This is a genomic window from Fulvivirga imtechensis AK7, assembly GCF_000331535.1.
Classification (GTDB): Bacteria; Bacteroidota; Bacteroidia; order Cytophagales; family Cyclobacteriaceae; genus Fulvivirga; species Fulvivirga imtechensis.
In genome coordinates this window covers 1-23,556 of the sequence record NZ_AMZN01000084.1, presented here as the reverse complement: position 1 = coordinate 23,556, position 23,556 = coordinate 1, and the positions used below count along the sequence as shown (strand labels likewise).

The 23,556-nt window shown below is 40.7% G+C and carries 22 protein-coding genes and 2 tRNA genes; 11 read left to right on the top strand and 13 right to left on the bottom strand.

Annotated elements, in window-relative coordinates:
- The first annotated feature begins 9 nt into the window (after positions 1 to 9).
- The 6 genes from C900_RS22435 to C900_RS22410 all read left to right on the top strand — a co-directional run bounded on the left by C900_RS22435 (position 10) and on the right by C900_RS22410 (position 8,263).
- On the top strand, positions 10 to 561 hold the full coding sequence (locus tag C900_RS22435; RefSeq protein ID WP_009582547.1) for a hypothetical protein: 552 nt from the start codon (positions 10 to 12) through the stop codon (positions 559 to 561).
- Positions 558 to 1,394 carry a hypothetical protein gene (locus tag C900_RS22430; RefSeq protein WP_009582546.1) on the top strand — a complete coding sequence of 279 codons (837 nt, stop codon included), beginning with the start codon at positions 558 to 560 and terminating at the stop codon, positions 1,392 to 1,394. The genes C900_RS22435 and C900_RS22430 overlap by 4 nt, the downstream gene beginning before the upstream one ends.
- Positions 1,381 to 3,825 (top strand): leucine-rich repeat domain-containing protein, encoded by a 2,445-nt coding sequence (locus C900_RS22425; RefSeq protein ID WP_040497330.1) that lies wholly within the window; start codon positions 1,381 to 1,383, stop codon positions 3,823 to 3,825. Before C900_RS22430 ends, C900_RS22425 begins: the two co-directional genes overlap by 14 nt.
- 4 nt (positions 3,826 to 3,829) lie before the next feature.
- Positions 3,830 to 6,217, top strand: coding sequence for a penicillin-binding protein 1A (locus C900_RS22420; protein ID WP_009582544.1), 2,388 nt, complete (start codon positions 3,830 to 3,832; stop codon positions 6,215 to 6,217).
- Positions 6,218 to 6,548: 331 nt separating this feature from the next.
- The gene (locus C900_RS22415) at positions 6,549 to 7,139 is read left to right on the top strand and encodes a DUF4136 domain-containing protein (protein ID WP_040497329.1); all 591 of its coding nucleotides are present in this window, start codon (positions 6,549 to 6,551) and stop codon (positions 7,137 to 7,139) included.
- A 173-nt stretch (positions 7,140 to 7,312) separates the two neighbouring features.
- Complete coding sequence (locus tag C900_RS22410; RefSeq protein WP_009582542.1) at positions 7,313 to 8,263, top strand: hypothetical protein; 951 nt, start codon at positions 7,313 to 7,315, stop codon at positions 8,261 to 8,263.
- Positions 8,264 to 8,345: 82 nt separating this feature from the next.
- Here C900_RS22410 and C900_RS22405 read toward each other — a convergent pair whose 3' ends face one another.
- The 9 genes from C900_RS22405 to C900_RS22375 form a co-directional block, all read right to left on the bottom strand.
- Positions 8,346 to 9,356: a LacI family DNA-binding transcriptional regulator gene (locus C900_RS22405; protein ID WP_009582541.1), complete on the bottom strand. Its 1,011-nt coding sequence runs from the start codon at positions 9,354 to 9,356 to the stop codon at positions 8,346 to 8,348.
- An 835-nt stretch (positions 9,357 to 10,191) separates the two neighbouring features.
- On the bottom strand, positions 10,192 to 11,556 hold the full coding sequence (locus tag C900_RS22395) for a hypothetical protein (RefSeq protein WP_157494139.1): 1,365 nt from the start codon (positions 11,554 to 11,556) through the stop codon (positions 10,192 to 10,194).
- A 231-nt stretch (positions 11,557 to 11,787) separates the two neighbouring features.
- Complete coding sequence (locus C900_RS22390; protein WP_040497326.1) at positions 11,788 to 13,974, bottom strand: peptidase domain-containing ABC transporter; 2,187 nt, start codon at positions 13,972 to 13,974, stop codon at positions 11,788 to 11,790.
- Between the two features lie 5 nt (positions 13,975 to 13,979).
- Positions 13,980 to 15,140 carry an HlyD family secretion protein gene (locus tag C900_RS22385; RefSeq protein WP_009582537.1) on the bottom strand — a complete coding sequence of 387 codons (1,161 nt, stop codon included), beginning with the start codon at positions 15,138 to 15,140 and terminating at the stop codon, positions 13,980 to 13,982.
- A gap of 11 nt (positions 15,141 to 15,151) precedes the next feature.
- Positions 15,152 to 15,820 carry a CPBP family glutamic-type intramembrane protease gene (locus C900_RS22380; protein WP_157494137.1) on the bottom strand — a complete coding sequence of 223 codons (669 nt, stop codon included), beginning with the start codon at positions 15,818 to 15,820 and terminating at the stop codon, positions 15,152 to 15,154.
- Positions 15,821 to 15,826: 6 nt separating this feature from the next.
- Positions 15,827 to 15,964: a hypothetical protein gene (locus tag C900_RS30070; protein WP_157494136.1), complete on the bottom strand. Its 138-nt coding sequence runs from the start codon at positions 15,962 to 15,964 to the stop codon at positions 15,827 to 15,829.
- 138 nt (positions 15,965 to 16,102) lie between these two features.
- A complete protein-coding gene (locus C900_RS30910; protein ID WP_009582535.1) occupies positions 16,103 to 16,225 on the bottom strand; it encodes a hypothetical protein in 123 nt (40 codons plus the stop codon).
- A gap of 52 nt (positions 16,226 to 16,277) precedes the next feature.
- A complete protein-coding gene (locus tag C900_RS30065; protein ID WP_009582534.1) occupies positions 16,278 to 16,439 on the bottom strand; it encodes a hypothetical protein in 162 nt (53 codons plus the stop codon).
- 31 nt (positions 16,440 to 16,470) lie between these two features.
- Entirely contained in the window at positions 16,471 to 16,656 is a 186-nt protein-coding gene (locus tag C900_RS22375) for a hypothetical protein (RefSeq protein WP_040497325.1), read from the bottom strand.
- Positions 16,657 to 18,122: 1,466 nt separating this feature from the next.
- Here C900_RS22375 and C900_RS30060 point away from each other — a divergent pair.
- Together C900_RS30060 and C900_RS22370 are read left to right on the top strand one after the other, a co-directional pair.
- Positions 18,123 to 18,293 carry a hypothetical protein gene (locus tag C900_RS30060; RefSeq protein WP_157494135.1) on the top strand — a complete coding sequence of 57 codons (171 nt, stop codon included), beginning with the start codon at positions 18,123 to 18,125 and terminating at the stop codon, positions 18,291 to 18,293.
- Positions 18,294 to 18,413: 120 nt separating this feature from the next.
- Positions 18,414 to 19,655, top strand: coding sequence for a tetratricopeptide repeat protein (locus C900_RS22370; RefSeq protein ID WP_009582531.1), 1,242 nt, complete (start codon positions 18,414 to 18,416; stop codon positions 19,653 to 19,655).
- On the opposite strand, the gene C900_RS22365 is transcribed toward C900_RS22370, so the two are convergent.
- The gene (locus tag C900_RS22365; RefSeq protein ID WP_009582530.1) at positions 19,652 to 20,062 is read right to left on the bottom strand and encodes a helix-turn-helix domain-containing protein; all 411 of its coding nucleotides are present in this window, start codon (positions 20,060 to 20,062) and stop codon (positions 19,652 to 19,654) included. The genes C900_RS22370 and C900_RS22365 overlap by 4 nt on opposite strands.
- Positions 20,063 to 20,191: 129 nt before the next feature.
- Between C900_RS22365 and C900_RS22360 the strand changes: the two genes are divergently transcribed.
- From C900_RS22360 to C900_RS22350, 3 genes are read left to right on the top strand one after another with little or no spacing between them, the layout of a single operon-like run.
- Positions 20,192 to 20,434 (top strand): hypothetical protein, encoded by a 243-nt coding sequence (locus C900_RS22360; RefSeq protein WP_157494134.1) that lies wholly within the window; start codon positions 20,192 to 20,194, stop codon positions 20,432 to 20,434.
- 7 nt (positions 20,435 to 20,441) lie between these two features.
- Positions 20,442 to 20,651 carry a hypothetical protein gene (locus C900_RS22355; RefSeq protein ID WP_009582528.1) on the top strand — a complete coding sequence of 70 codons (210 nt, stop codon included), beginning with the start codon at positions 20,442 to 20,444 and terminating at the stop codon, positions 20,649 to 20,651.
- The gene (locus tag C900_RS22350; protein WP_009582527.1) at positions 20,644 to 20,916 is read left to right on the top strand and encodes an HTH domain-containing protein; all 273 of its coding nucleotides are present in this window, start codon (positions 20,644 to 20,646) and stop codon (positions 20,914 to 20,916) included. The genes C900_RS22355 and C900_RS22350 overlap by 8 nt, the downstream gene beginning before the upstream one ends.
- 30 nt (positions 20,917 to 20,946) lie before the next feature.
- Here C900_RS22350 and C900_RS22345 read toward each other — a convergent pair.
- From C900_RS22345 to C900_RS22335, 3 genes are all read right to left on the bottom strand, one after another.
- Positions 20,947 to 21,028: transfer RNA gene (locus C900_RS22345), tRNA-Leu, on the bottom strand.
- Positions 21,029 to 21,101: 73 nt separating this feature from the next.
- Positions 21,102 to 21,186 (bottom strand) — tRNA-Leu (locus tag C900_RS22340).
- A 149-nt stretch (positions 21,187 to 21,335) separates the two neighbouring features.
- A complete protein-coding gene (locus tag C900_RS22335) occupies positions 21,336 to 23,117 on the bottom strand; it encodes an ABC transporter ATP-binding protein (RefSeq protein ID WP_009582526.1) in 1,782 nt (593 codons plus the stop codon).
- Positions 23,118 to 23,556 lie beyond the last annotated feature (439 nt).

Here is a 23,556-nt window from a genome sequence, read left to right as displayed (position 1 = left end):
CTTGTAGCAATGTTATTTTGCTCCTTTATAGTGGGTTCGCTATCAGCGCAAAATGACAATATAAGCCCCGAACGAAAGCAGGCCATTGATTCACTGGCGCTGGAAAAAGTAAGGGATCTCAGTAAGTACATCAGTATCATTGGAAATAAACAAACGCCCTTCTCAGAAGCTAACCGGGTAATGGACCGGGCTTCGGAACTATTTGCTGACGATAGCGAGATAGGAGTGTCGTCTCTAAATAGAGAAGAGATCAACTATTATAAAGTACGCCAGTATTTCGAGCGTCTGATGGCGCTGAACTATGACCGCGTAAAGATCAGGTGGTACAATATTCATTATATCAGCGATCTGGAGCGTCAGCCCGATGGCCGATATGTTGGCGTGGTAACGATCTATCAGAGATTCGAAGGAGAATCGGATGACGGACTGACCTATAAAGACACCACCAAAAAAGATATTACCATATATGTAGAAAGGAAAAAGACCCAGATCCAGGGAAGAACTGTTGAGTTCTGGGATGTATTGTTAGGTGATATCAGAGTGACTGAAACCACAGCATGAGGTATATAACGATTCCCTTTTTATATCTTACCACATTTTTCATCTCCATACACTCACAGGCACAAATTGTGAGTGATATGGATGATGAGAGTAAATTATACGCTGAAACTAAACAGGTCAACCAGTTTTTCAGGCGCTTCAATGGGGAGGAAGATGAACGTGGCGAGCGGTATTACTCCCGCGATAAAGAATTCAGAAGTCCAAAGCTTCGAAAAAATTATATCACTATCCTTTTTGATGCAGATAACCGAGGCATCCATGATGAACTCAAAAAAGAATTTATTGAGTATGTCACCAATAGAAACAATCCGGTAATCCTTGACTTTCACGAAGGAGAGTGGTTTTCAGAGGTCACCACTACCTTTAATTATAAAGGCAAGGACCGGACCTTTATTCTTTTTATGAAGCTCGAACAAGAACGGTTGGGCTATAAATGGGTTATTTCAAAAGTATATTCTGATGCTTTCCGTGATTACCTGAAAAGAGACACCACCCAACACGGTAAATTCCTGCATCCGCTCAGTCATGAACTTGACTTTATGAATCTGAGAAAGGTATTTCAGGATGAATCAACAGTGGATCGATTTGTAGTAAGGGATTACAAACCTGATTACCTCAGCTTATTTTTATACGAAATAAAAATGGGCAATCTCAAATTTAAAACCATTCGCCACGTGAAGTTCCATTTCTTTCAGATTGACAACTGGTATTTTGAGCTATCTGAATTTAACCGCCCGGGCTACAATACGGGTTGGCTTATATCAAATTTAGTCAAGGTGGCTGATAAGGATAAAGACCTTTTAAGAAAGTACATCTACTATGAAGATAAGTAAATCCATTGTCGTTGGACTCTTCTCACTTTGCTTAGCGTGTATTTTTAATTATTCCAAAGGCCAGAGCAATGTTGAACAGAAGCAAATTGCCGCACAGGAGGAAAAGGTGAAAGATATTATCGCCTTTCTGGAGTATGTGTTGAACACGCTCGGCAATCGTTCTACATCAGCCCGCGATAAAGATGTTATCGTCAATCAAAGCTATGTCAAAATTTTCAGAGACAGCCAGGTGCAGATTGAAGATGACCTGGATGAAAACAGGGATGTAATTACCAATAAAAATGTACAGGCATATCTTAAAGATGTAGATTTTTTCTTTAAAGGGGTAAAATTTGATTTCACCACTGAAGATATTAGCCATTATATCAATGAAGATGGCGAGCTATTCTTCAAAGTATCATTGATACGGCATTTACAAGGTATTGATGTTGAAGGCGACTCTGTGAACAATACACAAAAGAGATTCATTGAAGTTAACCTTAACCCGGAGTCACAAGATCTTAAGATTGTAAGTATCTATACCAATGAGCTTAATCAAAAAGAAGCGCTGGCTCGCTGGTGGAATGACCTTTCTTTTGAATGGAAGGCTATCTTTAAAAGAAAGGTAGAGCTAACACAGACCGCTACCGACACCGACATCAAACTTATCTCGCAAATTGAAGCGCTGGATATTTCCGGTAACCGGTACATTACTAACATTGAACCTCTTGCACAGCTTACTCACCTGAAGAGGCTCGACATATCCAATACGAATATAGAAGACCTCACCCCTATCAGGAACCTCACCAAACTAGAGGAACTGATCATATCAAATACGCAGGTTAAAAACCTGGAGCCACTGAAATATGCCCATGCCATACAGTACCTGGAGCTGCAAAATACTCAGATTGAAGATATTACAACTGTTAAGCGATTGGTTAAACTGCGGACTTTGAACTTAAGCGGAACAAATGTTTCGGACCTTTCCCCGCTCTCTTCTCTCCCGGAGTTGGAAATTGTGAACATATCGCATACACCCATCTTCAATCTGGATGACATCACTACAGTAAATACTTTAAAGGAAGTGAATATCACCAATACTAATGTCAACACCCTGGCCTCTTTAGGCCAACTGACAAAGCTGGAAACCATCAGGGCAGATAGCACTCCCGTATCATCCCTTGAGCCCCTCAGCCAGTTAAAGAACCTGAAGGTGCTTTCTATAAATTATACAACAGTTTCATCGCTTGCTGCGCTGAATGATCAGCCCCAACTGGAGCGTGTATATTGCGATGTGACCCTGATCACTAAGGAAGCTGCGCAGAACTTTATGGCCGCTAATCCCGGGGTTCTGGTCATTTTTGAATCCGAAGACCTTAAAACCTGGTGGGTCGGTCTGTCTGTAGCCTGGCAAAATATTTTCAAGCAATTTGCTCACATTGGCAATGGCAAACCCACTAAAGAGGAACTGGCCAAGGTTACGAATATTGACTCTATCAATATTGCCGGCAATGTATACATTGGCGACATCGAACCATTGTCAAAACTGAGGAAAGCGGAGAAGGTAAATATAAGTAACACGGCTGTGGAAAGCCTCTCGCCCCTTGAGGGGATGAGAAACATTCAGTATTTAGACATATCCGGCACCAATATCACTGACTTTCAACCTATATCCACTCTGGATAATCTGAAAACATTCAAGGCCAACAAAACAAAGCTACCGAATCTTACGGGACTGTTTGGGCTGACACGGCTCACCAAGGTAGAAGCTGATCATACGCTGGTAAATGAAACTCATGTACAAGAGCTTTTAAAACATCAGGACGGGGTTCTGGTCCTGTTCAAATCAGAGTACCTGCTGTCGTGGTGGGAAGGTCTTGAGCAAGAATGGAAAAATGTATTTTCCGTGCAGACGACCGTGAGCGCAACCCCTTCAGCGGAACAGCTTCACAGGCTTATTGCACTTCCGGTAGTACAATTCTCTGACGCCAACATCAGGGACCTGCTGCCGCTTAAGGATTTCCTTCAACTAAAAGAGCTAAGATTTTCCGGCACTGCAGTTGCCGACCTCTCACCTTTGGCAGCATTGAAAAGTATAGAAATATTACAGGCAACGCGAAGTCCGTTAGGAAATATTAATCCGGTCGCCCACTTCAGAAATATTAAAATATTAGATATTTCAAATACATCTGTTGACGATCTTAAAGCTATAGCCGGGCTTTCCCAACTTCAGGAATTAAACTGCTCCGGCACGCAGGTGAGTAGGCTCAAATATCTTGATGATCTCACGGAACTAAGAGTACTGGATATTTCCAACACCTCCGTAAAACGTCTGGATGAAGTGGAACATTTGGGATTAAAAGTACTGAAATGCTACAATACCCGAATTTCCAAAAAAAGAGTAGAAGCTTTTAGACGCTCCAACCCGGAGTGTAACGTTATATATTACTGACGCAATGGCCAAACACGAATTGAAGAAGGAGAAGACAAAAAAGAAGGGAACCAGAAGAAAGTATAAAGTCATAGGCCGTCAGGCATTAAAAATAGCAGGTATTGCAATAGGAATACTGGCAACTGCTTTCTTTATATTCTTCTTTTCAGTTAAAGCCGGCTTTTTCGGGAAATTACCCGCAACGGAAACCCTGAAAAAGATAGAAAATAACACAGCCACTGAAATTTACAGTGCCGATAGCGTGTTGTTAGGGAGATTTTTTATTCAGGAAAGAACCAGGATCCGGTATGAAGAGGTCCCTGAACATCTGATAAACGCGCTTATAGCCACAGAAGATGCCCGTTTTTTTGATCATGAAGGCATTGATTACCGCAGTCTGGCCCGGGTATTCTTCAAAACCATACTACTTCTTGACAGAACTTCAGGAGGTGGAAGCACTTTAAGCCAACAATTGGCTAAGAACCTTTTTCCCCGGAAGGATAACGGATGGTTGAGCGTACCGGTTAACAAGGCTAAAGAAGCTATCATTGCGCATCGGCTGGAGGAAATCTACACCAAAGAAGAGGTGCTCCTGCTCTATCTAAACACTGTTCCTTTCGGAGATAATGTATTCGGGGTAGAAATGGCGGCTAAAAGATTCTTCAACAAAAAAATATCGAAACTCAGCATACAGGAGGCTGCCGTTTTGGTAGGTATGCTTAAAGCCAACCACACCTATAACCCCAGAATATATCCCGAAAATGCGCTCAACAGACGAAATGTAGTGCTTATGCAAATGGCCAGGTATGGCTATCTGAATGATCAGCAGTATGATTCCATTAGTGCGCTGCCCCTCAAGCTCGATTATACAAAAATAACCCATAACACAGGTATTGCCACTTATTTCCGCGAACAGTTAAGACAACAACTCGAAAAATGGTGCGAAAAGCATCAGAAACCTGACGGTTCCGACTACAACCTCTACACAGACGGACTTAAAATTTACACTACTATAGATTCCCGAATGCAAAAATCAGCAGAGGAAGCCATGCAAACCCATATGGCCGATCTGCAAAAAGTATTTGACGATCATTGGTCTGGCAGAGAACCATGGAGCGATAATAAAGATGTAATTAGTCATGCCATAAAGCACTCAAAGCGATATAAGCGGCTTAAAGAAGAGGGGCTGTCCGAAGATGAGATACGAAAAGAGATGGCCAGGCCAGTACACATGAAAATATTTACCTGGTCTGGCGAAAAGGAGATCAGTATGTCGCCGGTCGATTCTATAAAACATTATTTGCGCATTCTGCAAACAGGCTTTCTGGCTATGGACCCGCGAAACGGTGATATTAAAGCCTGGGTAGGTGGCATTAACTACGAATTTTTCAAGTATGATCATGTGAATGAGAACACCAAACGCCAGGTAGGGTCAACCTTTAAACCGATCGTATATGCTGCGGCCATCGAGGATGGGGCGAATCCCTGCAGGTATGTCTCTGCTGAAAAAATAACGTATACAAACCTTGCCAACTGGTCACCGGGCAATACACACGAGGAAGACTACGACAAGAAGTATTCCTACCAGGGAGCACTGGCCAACTCTGTCAATACGGTTTCCGTCAGAGTACTCGAAGAGGTGGGGATAGCCAAAACCATCGCACTGGCGGAACGTACCGGAATCAGATCGGAATTACCCAAGGTACCCTCCATTGCCTTAGGCACTGCTAACATCTCTCTTCTGGAAATGGTTACCTCATATTGTGCGTTCGCCAATGGTGGATATGCCGTTACACCCAGGCGCATTACTGCCATCACCGACAATAGTGGAAATATCATTGAAATATTTCAGCCAACTCAGCACAAGGAGCAGGTGCTATCATCAGAAACGGCCACGATGATGAATACGATGCTACAAGGGGTGGTAAATAATGGCACAGCATCTCGCTACCGATGGAAGTATGGCTTAAGGAATGACCTGGCAGGAAAAACGGGGACCACGCAATCCAATGCCGATGGCTGGTTCATTGGTTATAACCCTTCATTAGTGGTAGGCGCCTGGGTAGGAGCTGATAATCCGTCAATAAGATTTAGAACCACTAATCTCGGATCTGGCGCCAATACAGCGCTTCCTGTAGTGGCCGGTTTCTTTAAAAAAATTCAACAAAGTAAAGCGCTAAATACCTACGCCAATGCAAAATTCCCCGAAGTACCCCATCACATTCTGCGCCAACTGGATTGTGAGCCTGTAAAAGAGGAAAAACCATTTATGGAATGGCTGTTTGGCAATAAGGATGACACGGAGAAGAGGACGGAATTTAAAGAACCACGTTCCAGAGAAAAGAAGAAAAAAGACAAGAAAAATATCTTTAACAAAATAGAGGGTCTCTTTAAGAAGAAGAAAGATAACTAACAGATTTCGGCCGGTGAGACAACGATGTACGATTTTCTATACTCTGCGGAATACACTATACTTAAAACTGGCGCGCGTTTAGCGATAGCGTAACGCGTGCCCTTCCAGTAGCTCCAAATAACAGGTCACCTCACCAGGTTCAACGATGTACGAATCTCTATACTCTGGGGAATACGATGTACACTGGCACAGTTATAAAATGCGCCTCATCCCATCCAAATATATTAACCCTTGATCTGCAATTAGTTGCATAAAAACATCAGTTTGTGGCATCCTTTTGGGGTTATATAATGATAAACAAATTTAAATAAATCACTAAAACAGTTTAGCCATGAAAAAGATAATGAAATATGTGTCAATAGCTTTTTCAATGCTATTGATCTTACACGCCTGTGGGCCGAGGGTTCAGACAGGCAAGACGGCCAATGTAGATATGCGCAGCTACCAAACTTATGCATGGCTGCCAAATGGAGACAGTATTCTAAATGACAAATATGACAGTAAACTTCTAAATCAAACGATCGTAAGCGAAATCAACCAGGAAATGCAAGCCGAAGGGTATACACTTGATCGTACTGACCCTGATCTGCTGTTGTTAGTGCATATGATGTTTGATGAAGAGACTTCCACCGTCAGAGAACCTGTTTACGCTACCTATGATTATTATGCACCCGCCATGTATGTAAATCCATACTATGACCGGTATTATTATTACGACTACAACCGCGTCACGAGTATCGTAGGGTATGACGTAGATCAGGTGGAATACACGGAAGGAACACTTGTAATTGATCTGATCGATAAGGACTCCAATACTGTAGTGTGGAGAGGTACTGCAGAGGATTACATACGTCCTTATAACCTGCGAGCACAGATTGCCAACTACATTGATGAGATCTTTGACGAGTTTCCGGCTTCATAAAGTCCGGAAATCACATCAGTAATAGCTAATAAGTGTCTGGGCTAACTGCAAAATGTACAGGAGCCCAGACACTTATTCATTGATATATGCATGATATATTTATAAATGTTACATTCAGCAATAGTTATTACAAATCATTACTAGCTTTGAACTTTTAAGACACTGAAATTTATATGACTAATATTATTAAAACCTCAGTTGTCGTTGGCTTACTTTTCTTTATTTCCTGTACTGCGGATGATGCTGATCCACCCGCGGGCAATGATCAAAAAGATCTTTCCGAAGCAGAAAACATAGAAGTTTTTCCATCCTCCCACCCGTTGAATGAGGATATATCACAAAAACCTATTGATGTCAATTCATCAAAAATCATTAACAATATAGGTCCTGGAACGGGGCTTTTTACGGATTTCGGTAGCGGCACCTGGGAGGGGGCTCCCATTGGTATACCTTATGTGGTTGTTGGCGCCAACCAGCCGGAAGTGGCCATTACCTATCGTGCTAATGATTATGATGGTAATTACGGTGATGAGAGCGATCCGGGACCTTTTCCTATTCCACTGGATGCCCCGGTAGAGGGTAATGGAAAGGGTGATAGCCATGTAATATCCGTTGATGTGGCCAGCGGCATACTCTACGAACTGTACAATGCCAGCAGAACCAATGATGGATGGGGTGCTTCATCCGGTGCATTGTTTGATTTGAATAAAGTAGAATTCAGACCCGAAACCTGGACATCAGCGGATGCTGCGGGGTTGCCAATCTTTCCCCTGCTGGTGAGGTATCCTGAAATCGAAAAAGGGGAAATCGACCATGCCATACGGTTTACCTTGCCTAAAGCAAAGATCTATGGCGGTTATGTACACCCGGCCCGCCATAAAGTTTCTGATCTGGCTGGTGATGACCTGTTACCCTTTGGGGCCAAGCTAAGGTTAAAAGCCGACTACGACATCTCTGGCTTTTCGCCAACAAACCAGATCATACTGAATGCCATGAAAAAATATGGGATTATACTGGCTGATGTGGGGTCATCTATGTACCTGTCGGGCGCTCCTCATGAGAGCTGGAATAATGACGACCTCCGCGAGCTGCGCGATATAAAAGCCGGTGATTTTGAAGTGTAGAAATGGGCGAAATACACACTTACTAAGAAAATCTTCTGTGCTGCTGCTGGCAAAGCAGCAGCGTAGCCAATATCTTTTAAACCTATTTTGTCTTGGACGAATCCCTCACCACCAATTCAGAAGGAATTACCCGCCTACTCCCTCCATCGATATTTTTATGATTGATCTGGCTAAAAAGACATTGTGCCGCTTCAAGGCCAATTTGATAGGGATTGTGCCTGATGGAAGTTAAGTTGGGTTCAACGATACGGCAAATAGGAAAGTCTCCAAAACCCACCACAGAAACCTGATCAGGCACCTTAATATTCATTGATTTCAAGGTTAGAATAGCTTCCACCCCCAATTCATCATTTACAGTAAAAATACCGTCAATATCACCATTTTGGCCCATTAGTCTGTGAATTGCTTTTTTGGCATTCTCCGGGTCAAAATCACACGGGATGATCAGCTTCTCATCAATGGGTATATTTTTATCCTTCAGCGCCTGCTTGTAACCCTGCATGCGGTTGTAACTGGCTGTAAGGTTGTCGGGACCTGCCAGATGCACAATCTTGCGGCATCCGGTATCGATCAGGTGTGTTACTGCCCGGTGGGCTCCTTTAAAATCTTCGGCCTCTATTTTCGGCACATTAAAACTGTCGCTTATTCTATCGAAAAAGACCAATGGCACCTTATTATCCACAATGGCTTTAATGTGGGTGATAGTCTTCTGCCCTTTGGCCAGTGAGATCAAAAAACCATCCACTTTGGCCGATAATAACGACTTCACGTATTTCCTCTCCTGATTTTGAGACTCGTTGGTTTGACATATCAGTACCTGGTAGTTATTCGCTACAGCTACCTCCTGAATACCGCTGAGCGCAGAGGAAAAAAAATGGCTGGCGATCTTCGGCACCAGTACGCCTATGGTAAAAGATCGCTTTGTCCGGAGGCCGCTCGCCATCTGGTTAACCTGGTAGTTCATCTTTTTTGCCAGGTCTTTTACAGATTTTCGCGTTTTCTCACTAATGTCGGGGTGACCATTCAATGCTCTGGAAACTGTAGATGGTGATATGCCCAAAGTAGAGGCTATATCTTTTATGGTGATACTCATTGAGGAAACAGTTAATTTGAAATCTAAATTAAAGCATAAGATAAGATAATTACGAGACTTTAGGGGGTAAAATCTCAAAGTGAAATCTAAATAAGTGATGTAGAAAAAAGGTTCTAGCGGCTTCTTGTTAATTCAAACGATTGAAGTGTTTGCGAACTTTCATTAGAAAATAAGCCGTAACAAATATAATATCTGAAATAGAGATAAACAATAAAGTAAATGACTGGCGTCATTTACTTTATTACTTGGAGAACCATACCTTCTTAAACCTTTGAAATTTTTTCCTGATATTAAAGCTGAAATCAAAAGGTTTTTCTCCCACGCTGATAGCCCTGACAGTCATGAGTATACCGCCAGCAATAATCATAAATAAAATACTCTCTTTGCTGGGTTTACCTTTGACAACCCAGGCCCAATAAAGACCTGTGGACACACAGATAGCTAGAAAACATAAATAAAATAACCAGTTTCTCATGATTTAACCTTTGAATGGATAAATAAATTTCAATTTTCGAATCTAAGCAGATTTTTTTCGTGTTTGAATTATTGTTACGAATAAAGAGAACATAAGAAAAATGACCAAGGTGTCATTTGTATCTGAGGGGAGAATCTTAAATACTAAATTTGAAATTAGTACAACTGTACAACTGTGTAAATGACTATCGCTATTACACCGATTCTAATTTTTACCCTATTTTTCATTATAAATTTGTTTCAAAATCTATTATGACTTATTTTTTAGCTGCAACAAAAGCGATACTGGGCCACCTCAGTGTTTTACTGTATTTCTTTTATTTCATCCTCCATGTAGTAGGACTCATCTAGCCCATTAACATCAATTTGCTTCCAAAGTTGCCCGACCAATCAGATTTCCATTCCGGTCAACAATGTGAATTTTATACTTTCCCGGAGGCAAAACGAGTGCAGTATTTTTTTTAATGATGGTCTGATCATTGGGAATAGCTGATTCCGACCGATCCATATCAATAGCTTGAATAAGAGAGCCTTCATACTCGAGGTAATCGTCAGGTATTAAATAGTAATTTGACTCATCTGATTTCAGCCATGTAGGCCGATTAAATTTAAACTCAGTTTTGGGATGAAAAACCTGAATATCAATAGATTCCTGAACAAACGGTTCGACAAAGGGTTTGTTTTTTCCATCTAAGAACACTGATGGTTCCGTAATGGAGAAATTTTTATGAGCCTCCATATACAAAGCGTTCATTTTTGTAGAATCAGGGAGATAAACCATCCTCTCCTGGTCAATGGTAAGTACATCTTTATTAAGAAGTCTTTTCAATTGGGCACCCATGGGTTGATAGCCATCGTCACCTACCTCTAAAATATGACCATAACCTGCATGAATGAGTACCTTGGCATTGGAATCAATTTTTATAGTCTGATTGAAAATGTTCATCGCCTGATCGAAATCCCGTTCTGTTCCATCGGCAATGGATTGGGATCGGGTTTCATAGGTAACAAGTTTATATCCAATTTTCAATGCCTCAGCTACCATTTCTGCAAATACCGGATCCGCGGTATAGAAACCTGAATTTCGTTCAGCGTAACCCCTGTCATTAATATCAGGGTCATCATAGCTTAATGTTTCCAAAGCCAGGTATCTATATCCTTTATCCCACAGAGGCTGCAAAAGAGTACGAGTGAAAGCACGGTTTTGGGAACTGTAATGTGCTTCATTGATAAGGGTAAATTGGAAATGATCTGCCCGAGAAACAATAAAATCTGTCGCATTATGTGGTTGAACACGCTTGAAATAATCGGGCCTATCAGTTTGATATTCGATTAAAGCCAAAAACTCACGCATCCTTGCTTTGGCATCTTCAGAAACAGTACTGTCTGTAAGTGCCTTTTCAACCCTTAACTTCATAGCTTCATAATCACCGTCAATTACGGCAATATCGCTACTGTTATCCCTGGCATCCTGAACTGCATATTTTAGGGTATTTTCATGATCTCCAAAAAAAGAAGCGCGTACGGCCATGATCTCAGCGCTAAACTCATGATTGCAATAAGCAGAAAACTCCTCCAAATATCCTTTCTTATCCACAGGTGATATATTGCTAAATTCAGAGTTATGGATACATGCGAATTGTAGCATAAGTAATAGACTAATTCCAAGTAGCTGTGTAGGGGTCATAGGTGCACTTTTTGGGTTTTGAGTAAATACTTGTTTCATTGTTAAATGATTAGATTCAGCTTCATATCTATTAAAAATATACCAAAAGGCACGAAGTTAGACCAATTAAAGAGGTAAAGGCAATTTTGATATGATTTCTAGTCATAACTTTTGTAGTTAACTTTAGGATCACTCTTTATAAGGTCGCAATCGATATTGCCGGCACTTAAACCTGCCTGCATTGCACCATCAACTTCACCTGTGGCATGTCGTTAGTGATTTACATCCCATTCACCTCACCAACTCATGAACTCTCTCGTATTCAAACATTGGAAACTGTTGTTGCCACAAGTTGGAATATTCCCCTTTAGAATTTATTAACTGGTTGTGAGTGCCTTGCTCAACCAGAGTGCCTTTTGAAAGAACGAAAATCTTGTCAGCATTCATGACCGTGCTCAATCTGTGAGCAATGAGAATAACCGTTTTACCGCTTTTTTTAATCAGATTGATGGCCTTCTGGACATACTGCTCTGAGGCCGAATCTAAGGATGAAGTAGCTTCATCCAGAATAAGGATTTCAGGGTCTTTATATAGGGCTCTGGCAATGGCTATTCTCTGCTTTTGTCCTCCTGAAAGGGAAGCTCCATTCTCTCCCAAATAAGTATGAAAGCCGTTTGGCAGAGACTTAATAAACTCCAATATATTTAGCTGCGAACAAATTTGGAGTATTTTCTCCATATTTGGTGCAAACTCACCAATGGCTATGTTTTCAATGACATTACCTGCAAACAGGTCTACCCTCTGAGGAACTACTGAAACGACCTCTCTAAGGCGTGTTATATCAATGTAGTTTAAATCATAATCCCCGATGGAGACATTGCCTTTTTCAATGGGATAAATTTTTTGAAGAATAGACATAAGTGTGGTCTTACCTGAGCCACTTTCTCCTACTATAGCATTTATTTGTCCACGGGCGAAACTTATGTTGAAGTCTTCAAATACCGTTGCTCTGGAGCCATACCTAAAAGAAACGTTCTGAAAAGTGATATCGCCTATTTTTTCTTTGGTAAGCTTGATTTTATTTTCATTATCTTCTTTTTCCAAATCCATTAATTCAAACAGGCGGTCAGATGCTATCATAGCATCCTGTAGTGTCTTGTTCATTCCGATCAAACTAATGATGGGGCTGGTGAGATAGCCTATTAGGGCATAGAAAGAAAGCAGCTCACCCGGTGTGATAGCATTGTCAATTACGTAAAGAGAGCCAACCCACAGTAGTATAATCGTGAACAGACGTGACAGGAATTGTGAAGAATTACTCGAAAAGATATTGTTCATGCCAGACTTATAGACCTGTTCCAGCAATTTTACAAATCTTGTTTCTGTTTTCAGATTAGCGTAAGGCTCCAACCCAAAACTTTTTATTGTGTACACGGAGTTTAAGGACTCCACCAATTGCGATTCAAGATCAGCAGACGTTTCCATTAACTTCCTTTGGGTTCGCTTATTGAGGACATTGGTTAGCCAGTAGACAAACATATACAATGGCACTACTGCCAACATAATTAAGGCTAGTTTCCAGTAGTAAATGAACATTAGAGAAAATGCAAAGACCACGATAAACACATTGACAATTAAATCAATCAAGGTATTATTGATAAAAGTCCTTATTTTTACAGCATCGTTTACTCTGGATATGATCTCACCCACACGCATATTATCAAAAAACCGCTGAGGCAATTTTAGCAGGTGCTTGTAATACCCTAATATGAGTCTGGCATCTATGAGTTGTCCGGTATTGAGGGTAAAAACAGATTTCATTATCCCTATAAATATTTGCAGTAACAGGAGCACCAGCATTATGATGCTTAATAGGTTAAGGAGATTTGTATTACCACCAACAATTACAAAATCAACTATTTTCTGAACATAAATTGAAGTGGACAAGCCTATAATGGTGTACACAGCCGCTCCGATCAATGCTTGTATCATTACTCCTTTATGAGGCTTTAGAAGATACCATAGCCTTTTTTTTACAGCTACTTTTTCATCGCCAGCTTTGAAACCTTCATCAGGCATAATCAATATCAGAACACCCGTCCAAATCTTCCTGAATTCCTCGTAGGAGTATTTATGTACCTTACCATCTCCGGGATCCATTACAGTGATACTCCTATCTGTCACTTTGTATATCACTACATAATGTTGTAAGGCTTCTTTTACCACAACATGAGCAATAGCAGGCTTTGGTATTTTGATAAGACTGTCAAGCTCCCCTCTGACTCCTTTAGCCACAAAACCCAGTTTTTCTGCCGCTTCGATCATACCAAGAACATTTGTCCCTTTTTTATCAGTAGAAGCAAATTGTCTTATTCGGGAGATTGGTAGCTTTAGGCCGTAGAATGATGAAATAGAGGATAAACAAGCAGCTCCACAATCAGTTATATCGTGTTGTTTTATTTTTGGAATTCTTTTCATCCTTATCAGGCGTTAGGGTTGAGCCAATCGTCCATTTTGTCATAGAGCAATTGCCATAAACTTCTTTTAGCGATTATAAAGCGGGAATTGAGTGTCATGCCCTTTTTCAACCTCCCAGTGTAACCATTTTTCAGTGAAAGGCTGGTTTCCTTCATTGAGCAAATGACCCTAAAAAAAGGCTGGTTGTCTTTAATGGTGATGTCACTGGCTATTTCTTTGACCGCACCAGAAGCAAACCCCCATTGATTGTAGTTAAAGGCATCAATTTGAAAATTTACCTTCTGATCCATTTTTATCAAACCAATATCAGAAGGGGAAATATATGTTTCCACCACCAATTCTGAATCCGGTGATATTTTTAACAGGCTTTGATTGGGAAAAATCTGCACTCCCACCGCTAAACCTCTTAGCTCTTGAATGGAACCGGACACGGGAGCAATAACTACGTAATCCCTTTGATCTTCCTTAATTTTATTAACCTCGGAAGTAATTTTCTCCCTTTCATTTTTATACCCTTGTAGTTCATCAGACCATTTCGTTAATTGTGACAGGTGCAATGCTTTGAAATCCGCTAATGACCTATCGAACTCGAAACGGGAGTTTTCAAATTCTACCTGAGAAATGGCCTCCCCCTCAAATAATTTCTTACTTCTATGGTAATCTCGTTTCTTCTTAATGTAGACCTGGTTGGCCTGATTGATCAATTCCTTAAACTCTTTATACTGACGCTGATAACTGGCAGTATGCAATGTGCTGACAGGGTTAAATGCGGATGGGGAAAGTTCCTGCAAAAGAACATCCAAATCATTGATGTAGCTTTCCAGTTCTTGTAACCTTTCTTTTGTGTATTCCAGTTGGTTAAAAACCCTGCTTGAATTAATCGTCAATAAGGTGTCGCCCGCTAGCACCATATCATTTTCGTTGAAAAACAGCTTATCTATTTTGCCTTGAGCTGGTGACATGATTTGCGTTACCTCGCTGTCTGGCCTTATTATGCCTCTGTTTTGCACACTGACATCTATATGAATTATTGGAAGTAGCCCAATGGCTATTATGAGACTGGCCAAAAGCGTAACGTATATAGCCTGTGATTTGACCGTATTTTTAGCTATTTGGGTTTCAATGGTAAAGTTTAATATTTCTGCTGGAAATATTTTTTTAGACATGGGTAAGTTTATTAATAGATCAATAAATTCAGGCTTAGTACGGCTATATTGTTAAGGGAATGTGTAATGATTGAATACATCAACCCGTATTTGATCCGTATGTAACCGAATATTAAGCTTATAGGGATGAATGCCATAAGAATCAAGAAGAAGCCTGCAACTGGATTGACATTATCATCAATTACTCCCAAATGACACAAGGCAAATATCACGCAGGTAAAAAAGAAGGTCTTGTTGTAATGCTTGCGAAGCAGAAACACCTGAGTTCTCTTTTTTGTCAATAGTACGGTTACTGTGACAATTATGAGGAAAGCAAAAAGAAGAAAAATTATCCCAAGATGCTTGAATGCAAGGGTGGCCACGAATAACATCAATGGTAAACCCCATGCATGCTTGGCCTTGCCACTTAAAAAAGACCTGAAACAAACTTCTTCAATAAATGGGGCTAATAGAATAGCGCTTACTATTTCAATGCTGCTCAAATCCATAAAAGAGGTTGTATGAGATTTATTACCGAAAAAGAGTCCAATTTGATCGACTACCAAATAGCTAAACCCTAATTGGATAGCAAGCAGGGCAAAAATCTCAAGCCAATTGATTGGTTGTTCACCCTTAATAGCTGTGGGGCTCATTGGACGTAGTTTTCGCATTGCACGAATTAAATTCAAATCTCTATCCAAAAGGGGTTACTTAAAAATCAACTGCCACACGTAAATATAGCCTTCCACGAAACTCTCGTAGTTATTAATAAAATATACTACAAGAGAAAGTGCTAGACCTGTATTTACCATGCCTTTCATCGATATATATTTGAAGATTTTCATTTTGTATTTCATTTTACGCTGCTTAGAGCGACCAGAACTGCAGGAGGAAGAATCCATCCACATCTTGCAGAATGCTTTGAAGTACTTGACTCACAAGAGCATCCGAATTTAAATCTGGAAATTTTGAACATTTATTATCTATCCCTTTAGCTGGTTATAAACCATGATGAATAGGGAGATCACTACATACACAATCAATATAATATTAAATAGCTTAAGCTTCTTGATTCTTCGTTTTAGTTGTTCTATTTCTTTGTCCATTGATATTAATTTTAAGCAACAGCCACCTTCACAAGATGGCTGTTTAAGTGAATTAAAGGAGCGTCCATCCCAACCGCGGAAAAGGCGCCTTTTCTATAAACGTATAAACAGTTCCCATTAAATACCCCAGATCATAAGAAAATTGATCACCACCTTTAATAGCACATAATTCTTCTCTGTTTATTTCCTCACATTTTAATTTGTGTAAATTCATAGTTATTAGATTTTAAGTTTTCATTTTAGGATTAGTTAGAGGCGTAATGCTCCCTTGCGGCAATAAAGCCTTCGACATAATCGTCATAGTTGTTGTACATATAGATAGCCGCTCCTGCTGCAGCCAAAACAGCTTGCCACCATCCTCCTTGAATTTCTTCTACCTCGCCGGAGCAGAGGGAAGTAACCCCCATTTTCTTTAAATCTATTTGTTGCATTTTAGTATAATTTGATTCATGGTTACGGACATATTAAAACGAGCTATGCCCTTCACTCGGATTCGGTGGCCAGCGAAATCAGTAGCAAGTGTAACATTAATTCAAAATAAAACCCAAAAACAATAATGTGTTTAAACGGGTAGTTATGTATGTTCTGGTTGCAAAATAATATTATCAAAAACTAGATTGTACTTTTTTAGCCCAAAAGGCATGCGGTATATTCTATATCTATAGTTTCTTTAAGCTGTGTACATGACGATTGTTAAGAATATATGGTTTGATTATTGGGTAAATATTACATGAGAATGTTTTATAATAAATTATAAATTTAAAAATAAACTTTGTAGTTATTATTGGGATGATGAGTTTAAACTCATCACTAACAAGTATCTTGCGATTTTGTCTTCATAATTGATGCATGCTTACTGAAATTAGTTAATCGATTCAGCAATATGCAACTTTTATTTTCTGCCTCCTCGCACCAGTTCCCGGACCTGTTCCCATAGCCGTTAACTTAAGAGAATAACGAGCCCCCAGAGGGGGTAAATCTTTGTAGCCCGGGGTGAAGCCCCGGGTTTAAACGAGAAGTTGAGTGTGCCATAGGAAGGCCCAACCATGGAACACAGGCTTCCTTGGCACACATGGCAGGAATGAGTTCGAAGCATTTACCTTAGTAAGCATGGATGCGCCAAAATAGCCTTCTCATCTTCCCAAGCTTGAATGTGGCGCATAAAAAAATCTAATCCTATCCCGGGGCTTCACCCCGGGCTACCAATATTGCATCCCTACCGGGATGCTTAAGTTAACGGCTATGGGACCAGTTCCGGGACCCCTGCGCAAAGCGCTTCTTGAGAAGTAGCCCGATAGACCTAGCCAATGTAAAGGCAAAGAAAAAAAACCTATTCTTCGGCTTTTCATTGGTTTTGGTGGAGTGTCACTACGGTTAATCACCCTTCTCCCAGGGGCCCCGGAACAGGTCCGGGGACTGGTGGTTATGGTTTTTTTTATTGAAGAATCGGTGAACAAGGTCTATTCATCCAGTCCTATGACAAACTATGTCAAAAATTGTACTTTAGCTAGAATTTCCTTCTTGGCTTGAGGCGAGATGACGGTGCTGGAATTGGTCAACATTTGTGCCCAGTGAACTGATTTAGCGTTGAAAATAAGTTTCAATTTTGTTCTTGCAGCACTGTAAACCATTAGTCTATCATGTAACATAGAGAATAATTATTGAACATTGTTTGTTATAAATGCCGACATTGTTAATGGGCATTACATCACAATGGATATACTGGTTGTGCTTTCAAACCAATAAATAACTCATATGCATATTCACTGCATTTCAGTTTCACTTGTTTGATATTAAATATGTCAGGTGTTATATATTGCTACCTAATACACGGGTTCCCCGGTATCGAATTCCTAATTTACGCATTCTAATTTATAGAAAACAAAATCACATAGATATGAAAAAATTATTTGCTCTTTCGATTTGTCTAATGGGTTTACTCTTAGGCTCTTGTGCTGACCCAGATGAGGATCTTTTTCATAAAACCAACAACGACCCTCAATCTATTGAAACGACCAATGGCGAGGATAATGGTGGTGAAAGTCCAGACTCTCCTCATGGGAATTGAGAATAACATCAAGTACAAAACCATTTTCATGTAAGGTTTAAGATTAAAAAAGGGGAATATACTTCCTCTTTTTTGTTTGATTTACACATCAACCAAATTATTGACCTTAAACCTAGTGAAATGCCCAGGAACATCATTTTTCTAACATTGTATTTTACCCTTAATCTCAGCCATTCTCAAAGCCTTAACCAACTCTATAATGAAGCCCTACACTCGTCTGACATATCCTTCGCCAAAGAAGTAAAATCTATGGCTCTAGCACAAAAGGATCAACAAGTATTGGCAGATTCATATCATCTAATAGCATACTTAGAAAAGCAAGAAAATAACTTTTTTCATGCGGTCATTAACTATATGGAGGCCATGAAGCACTATCGCGAATTGAGAGAGTATAAAAGTTTGGCACGTGTCGTAAAGAATTTGGGTTCAATTTATCGGAAAAGTGGCTTTAAAAATACTGGGCTTAAATACTTTTATGATGCCCTGTCTCTAGCCAAGCAACAACGGGATTCGGTTGAAACAATGTACATCCTATATGATATTGGGCAAACCTTTTGGGACATAGACAAGCTTGATAGTGCAATTTTATATTATCAAAAAGCACTTGAAATATCTAAGACATTGAATAGCACATTTGCCGGACGTATCTACAATGATATGGGCATGACCTATCGCGGCCAAGGGAAGTATGAACTCGCCCATCAATATTATGAATTAGCCGAGCAAGCTGACAAAAGCATAACCATGCGGGCGCGTACGCTAAACAACAGAGGCTACGCACATCTACTAAAAGGTGATACTGCCCTAGCGTACCGCTGCTTCAAGCAGGCATTATCGTTAGACCTGAATCAGGTGCAAGAAAGAACCCTGTCATTTATTTATAGCAACCTGGGTCGAATGCAAACAAAAAGGGATTCCGCTATTCATTTTTATGAAAGCAGTTTTTCTTACCTAAAAGACAAGTCTTTTAGTATGCCAGCAGAATATTATGGGATTTGCAAAGAACTGGAGAGTCAGTATCGGGCTCAGGGTAATGAAACTAAAGCATTATACTACGATCAGCTTCAGGATACATTTACAGAAGACCTGATCGAACTACAAGAAAAGCTACAGGGACTAAACATGCAGTATCAGGTGGAGGCTGCCACCTGGAAAATAGAAAGTGATCAGAAGGCTGAGAAGTTGAGCGCTCAAAACAAGATATTGGTATTGATAGTAGTGGCGTTGTTTCTTACTGTTATTGGCCTTGTGGCTTTTTACTATTACAGCAACAAATTGAGGAAATATAAGCGTAACTGGAAGAAAACAAAGCAGGACATTTACAATGAGGCTAAGGAACTGCAGACCGTTCTGAAAAGCTAGCTGCCAAGCTCCTCGCTATTCCTTAATTTACTCACCAGCTTATCCATAAAAGATTCAGTAGCTTCGAGCTTTCCACCCAGTCTTTGAATTTCCCTTTCCTGAGCTTCTACTTTCTTTCTGAGTTTTTGAATTTCCAGGATATGCTCAGCATTATCCCTGGCCATATTTTCTATTTCCGAGGCATCTATTCCGAATAATTCCAACATATTCATCTCCAACAAGTTAGCCAGTGGTGGTACAAGATCAGCAGGAGGAATGGACTTTCCTTTTTCCCATGAATATAGAGCCTGGGCTGAATAGCTGGTTCCGAGCAATTCATTGAGCTTATTGATAAACTCTTGCCTGTTCAGCTTTAATTTATCTCTATGAGCGGCAATTTTCTCACCTAAAAATTTTTTCTTACTCAATTTTTCAGTTTATTTATAACATTAAAAATTAATTATAAACTTTAAGGTTATATCGCATTATCAATATATCAAAAAAATGAAATTCGGTGCAAATTGTTTGCATCGCCAACCATTAATATTTTAAAAAACATGATCGCAACAAAAACCAATTCGTCAATGCTGGAGATCATTTCTCCACACTATGCATCCTTAGTTCTTGCAAATTATGAAATTATCCGGCATGTCCGGCTATGCTGGCTTGCGGAAGAAGAGCTGGAGTTAAAATACCCTGACCATATTATCAACAATGAATTGTGTTTTGAAAAGGAAAACGGAGTTATCAGATTCCGCCTGCAACAGAACAATGAAACAGTAGCCAGAATACATTTTTAATTTTTTTATGACTAAAGAAAGAATACTTGAGGCGGTAACAGGCCTGTTGATATCGAAAATTCAATTCGATGCCCGGTTTGAGGCCATAGACAAAATCATTCAAGCAGAAGAATGGGAAAAATTTGAAGAGTTCAGGACTTCTGTTCAGAGGAGCATAGTGATCACTGCAAAAATGCAAGCCAGGTTGCTTGAGATCAAAGACATAATTGATGATTAAGTTAATGGATTTTTTAAGTCGTATAGAATTTATTGACAAGCTTATCAGGGAAAGAGCTACAGGGAACGCCACTACCCTGGCATCAAAACTCAACATATCCAAACGAACGGTTTTTAACTACCTGAAATGGATGAAGAAGCGGGGAGCACCCATAGTTTACTCAAAAGCGGATGGCAGTTATATATATAAAAGAGAGGCAGTGTTTGTAATAGCTTTTGTAAGCTATGAAATAAAGAGAATTATTGAAGAATTAAAAAATCAGTAGAGAACAAATACTCGCTATTTATAAAAAAAGTGCGCACGAAAGGAGTCGAACCTTCACGCCCGAAGGCACTGCCGCCTGAAGACAGCGCGTCTACCAATTCCGCCACGTGCGCATTAAACATTTCCAGCTACAACAAACGTGCTTGCAGCTTCAAAATCAGCCTTGGTAGAAAGCTGATTTTAAAGTGCGCACGAGAGGAATCGAACCTCCACGGCCGCAATGGCCACCAGGCCCTCAACCTGGCGCGTCTACCAATTCCGCCACGTGCGCTGATAAGGGCCACAAAAGTAATAAGGTTTTATTTACCAACCAATAGTTAACAATGCCGAAATTAAGAATTATTTGAACCTTTAAAAACAGCATGCCTCAGGATGACCGCCCACTTTTAAGCGTTTAATATCGAACTCACGTTATTTTACCTACTCTTCATCCAACACCAGCAGCCCTTGTGTTTGTTTATCAACCAGTGAGGCATAGTACCCTCTGTTGATCATAAGTTCTTTATGAGTGCCCTCTTCTATGATCCTTCCGTTTTTTAAAACCACAATTCTATCAGCGTTTACCACGGTATTGAGTCTGTGAGCTATAATAAAGGTTGTCCGCCCCTTCATAAGCTTTACCAAAGCTTCCTGTACCAACGCCTCCACCTCGGCATCCATGGCAGACGAAGCCTCATCGAGAATAAGTATGGGTGGATCTTTCAATATGGCACGCGCTATGGCAATTCGTTGCCGCTCGCCTCCCGACAGCCGCCCTCCGCGTTCACCCGCAAAAGTTTCATAACCATCCGACAGCTCCATGATAAACTCATGAGCATTAGCTGCTTTTGCCGCTTGTATAATCTCTTCATAAGTAGCTCCGGGTCTTCCATACCGGATATTGTCCGCGATGGATTCATTAAACAAAAGGGCATCCTGCAGCACCACTCCTACCTGTCTGCGCAGCAACTTTTGCTTCAACTTTCTAAGGTCATGTCCATCTAGCAGTATCTGGCCATGAGTAGGGTCATAAAACCGCTGCAAAAGCGCTATCAAAGTTGATTTCCCCGACCCGCTTGGCCCGACAAAGGCTATAGATTCCCCGGGTTGTACATGTAGGTTGAAACCTTTGATGATCTCTTTATCGGAGGTCTCATACTTGAAGCGAACATTTTTATAAAAAACCTCCCCTTTTAAAGGTGGTGGCTCGATGGCGTCAGGGGCATCTCCTAAAAAATCCTGCTTATCAAGAATATTGAAAATATGCTCCAGGGAGACAGTCGCCATTTGGAAGGTCTTATAGATACCTGTAAGGTTTTGTACCGGCCCGAAGAGTCCACCAATATAACCGAGGAATGCTATGAGCGTACCCAGTGTGATCTCACCCCCGACAATTAAAAAAGCGCCATAACCGATGGCTGCTACCCGGGCAAAGATAACTATGGAGTTTTGAATAGCATTCACTTTAGAATCAAAGCCGACCCCTCGCACCACACGATCATTAGCCTCTCCCACATCCTTCATAAAGCGAGACTTTTCGTAGTCTTCCATGGCAAAACTTCTCACCGTAACAATACCTGACAGCACCTCATTGAATCGTGAGTAGATCCTGGCCCATTTATCCATTAAAAATCTCTCTCTTCCTCTCTGCTTAGGAGCCGCAAAAGTGGCTATAAGAGCGGGCATAGGGGCAAAAATCGCCACTAACAAGGTCATTCTCCAGTCGAGGCGCAGCATAACAACTATCGCAAGGATCAGGTAGGCAATAGCTGGCAACACATTGAATGAAATATCTGCAATAGCAGTTACAAAACCCTGGATACCTCTTTCCAGCTTCGTCATAACTGCCCCTGTACCCTGGGCACGATGAAAATCTACTGGCAAACGGTGTAGCCTACCCACTGTGATACTTAACAAATTATAATGGATCCTGATGCGTGTGCGCCATGTCAGCCAATTAGAAGTAGCCGCGATACCTTCTCTTACAAGACTCAGGCCCAGCAAAAAAAATACACCCTGTACCAGTTGTGCGGTTTGAAAGTCTTCAGTAAGTCCATCGAATACGAACTTCATGATCAGTGGCTCTACCACTCCTGCCACAGCTACCAATATGGTTAGCACCACGATAAGCGCCACAGTTCTTTTTTTTGGAGAAGCCAGGATAAGAGCTCTCCTTAGCCGGTGCCAATCTTCGCTAAAGCTGGTTTTATTTTTAGCCTCCATCTACAATATAGGAATAGTAACACTTAACGATACTACCCCAACAATTGCCAGTATGGTTATGTTTTAGGATCGTTATTCATTTCGGAACGCTGGTTGGTCGCCCTTCAAATGCACTTTAGTTCAATTACCTGCACGACAAATTTGATTTAGTACTTCCCCTCTTTGGAGGCCTTTGGAGAGGGCTCAATGCTCTTTAGCTAAGGACTGGCTTCAATAATAGGAGTTGTCATGCCGACTTTGGAGGGATCTTACTAAGCCGTTTCGTCTATGCTTCTTAGTAAAGTTCCCTCTTTCATACCAATGACAAGTTTTCATTACATGCTGATAGTCAGATAATTATTCCAATTCCCCACTTCCGTCATCCCGGACGTAACGCAGTGAAGATCCGGGATCCCCTCGCTACCGGCAGTGTCCGGGCTTTAGCTTCTGCCATTGATCT

Coding starts and splice junctions, on each gene's coding strand:
- C900_RS22435 (WP_009582547.1), top strand. CDS start 10: ATGTTATTTTGCTCCTTTATAGTGGGTTCGCTATCAGCGCAAAATGAC.
- C900_RS22430 (WP_009582546.1), top strand. CDS start 558: ATGAGGTATATAACGATTCCCTTTTTATATCTTACCACATTTTTCATC.
- C900_RS22425 (WP_040497330.1), top strand. CDS start 1,381: ATGAAGATAAGTAAATCCATTGTCGTTGGACTCTTCTCACTTTGCTTA.
- C900_RS22420 (WP_009582544.1), top strand. CDS start 3,830: ATGGCCAAACACGAATTGAAGAAGGAGAAGACAAAAAAGAAGGGAACC.
- C900_RS22415 (WP_040497329.1), top strand. CDS start 6,549: ATGAAAAAGATAATGAAATATGTGTCAATAGCTTTTTCAATGCTATTG.
- C900_RS22410 (WP_009582542.1), top strand. CDS start 7,313: ATGACTAATATTATTAAAACCTCAGTTGTCGTTGGCTTACTTTTCTTT.
- C900_RS22405 (WP_009582541.1), bottom strand. CDS start 9,356: ATGAGTATCACCATAAAAGATATAGCCTCTACTTTGGGCATATCACCA.
- C900_RS22395 (WP_157494139.1), bottom strand. CDS start 11,556: ATGAAACAAGTATTTACTCAAAACCCAAAAAGTGCACCTATGACCCCT.
- C900_RS22390 (WP_040497326.1), bottom strand. CDS start 13,974: ATGAAAAGAATTCCAAAAATAAAACAACACGATATAACTGATTGTGGA.
- C900_RS22385 (WP_009582537.1), bottom strand. CDS start 15,140: ATGTCTAAAAAAATATTTCCAGCAGAAATATTAAACTTTACCATTGAA.
- C900_RS30070 (WP_157494136.1), bottom strand. CDS start 15,964: ATGAAAATCTTCAAATATATATCGATGAAAGGCATGGTAAATACAGGT.
- C900_RS30910 (WP_009582535.1), bottom strand. CDS start 16,225: ATGGACAAAGAAATAGAACAACTAAAACGAAGAATCAAGAAGCTTAAG.
- C900_RS30065 (WP_009582534.1), bottom strand. CDS start 16,439: ATGAATTTACACAAATTAAAATGTGAGGAAATAAACAGAGAAGAATTA.
- C900_RS22375 (WP_040497325.1), bottom strand. CDS start 16,656: ATGCAACAAATAGATTTAAAGAAAATGGGGGTTACTTCCCTCTGCTCC.
- C900_RS30060 (WP_157494135.1), top strand. CDS start 18,123: ATGAAAAAATTATTTGCTCTTTCGATTTGTCTAATGGGTTTACTCTTA.
- C900_RS22370 (WP_009582531.1), top strand. CDS start 18,414: ATGCCCAGGAACATCATTTTTCTAACATTGTATTTTACCCTTAATCTC.
- C900_RS22360 (WP_157494134.1), top strand. CDS start 20,192: ATGATCGCAACAAAAACCAATTCGTCAATGCTGGAGATCATTTCTCCA.
- C900_RS22355 (WP_009582528.1), top strand. CDS start 20,442: ATGACTAAAGAAAGAATACTTGAGGCGGTAACAGGCCTGTTGATATCG.
- C900_RS22350 (WP_009582527.1), top strand. CDS start 20,644: ATGATTAAGTTAATGGATTTTTTAAGTCGTATAGAATTTATTGACAAG.
- C900_RS22335 (WP_009582526.1), bottom strand. CDS start 23,117: ATGGAGGCTAAAAATAAAACCAGCTTTAGCGAAGATTGGCACCGGCTA.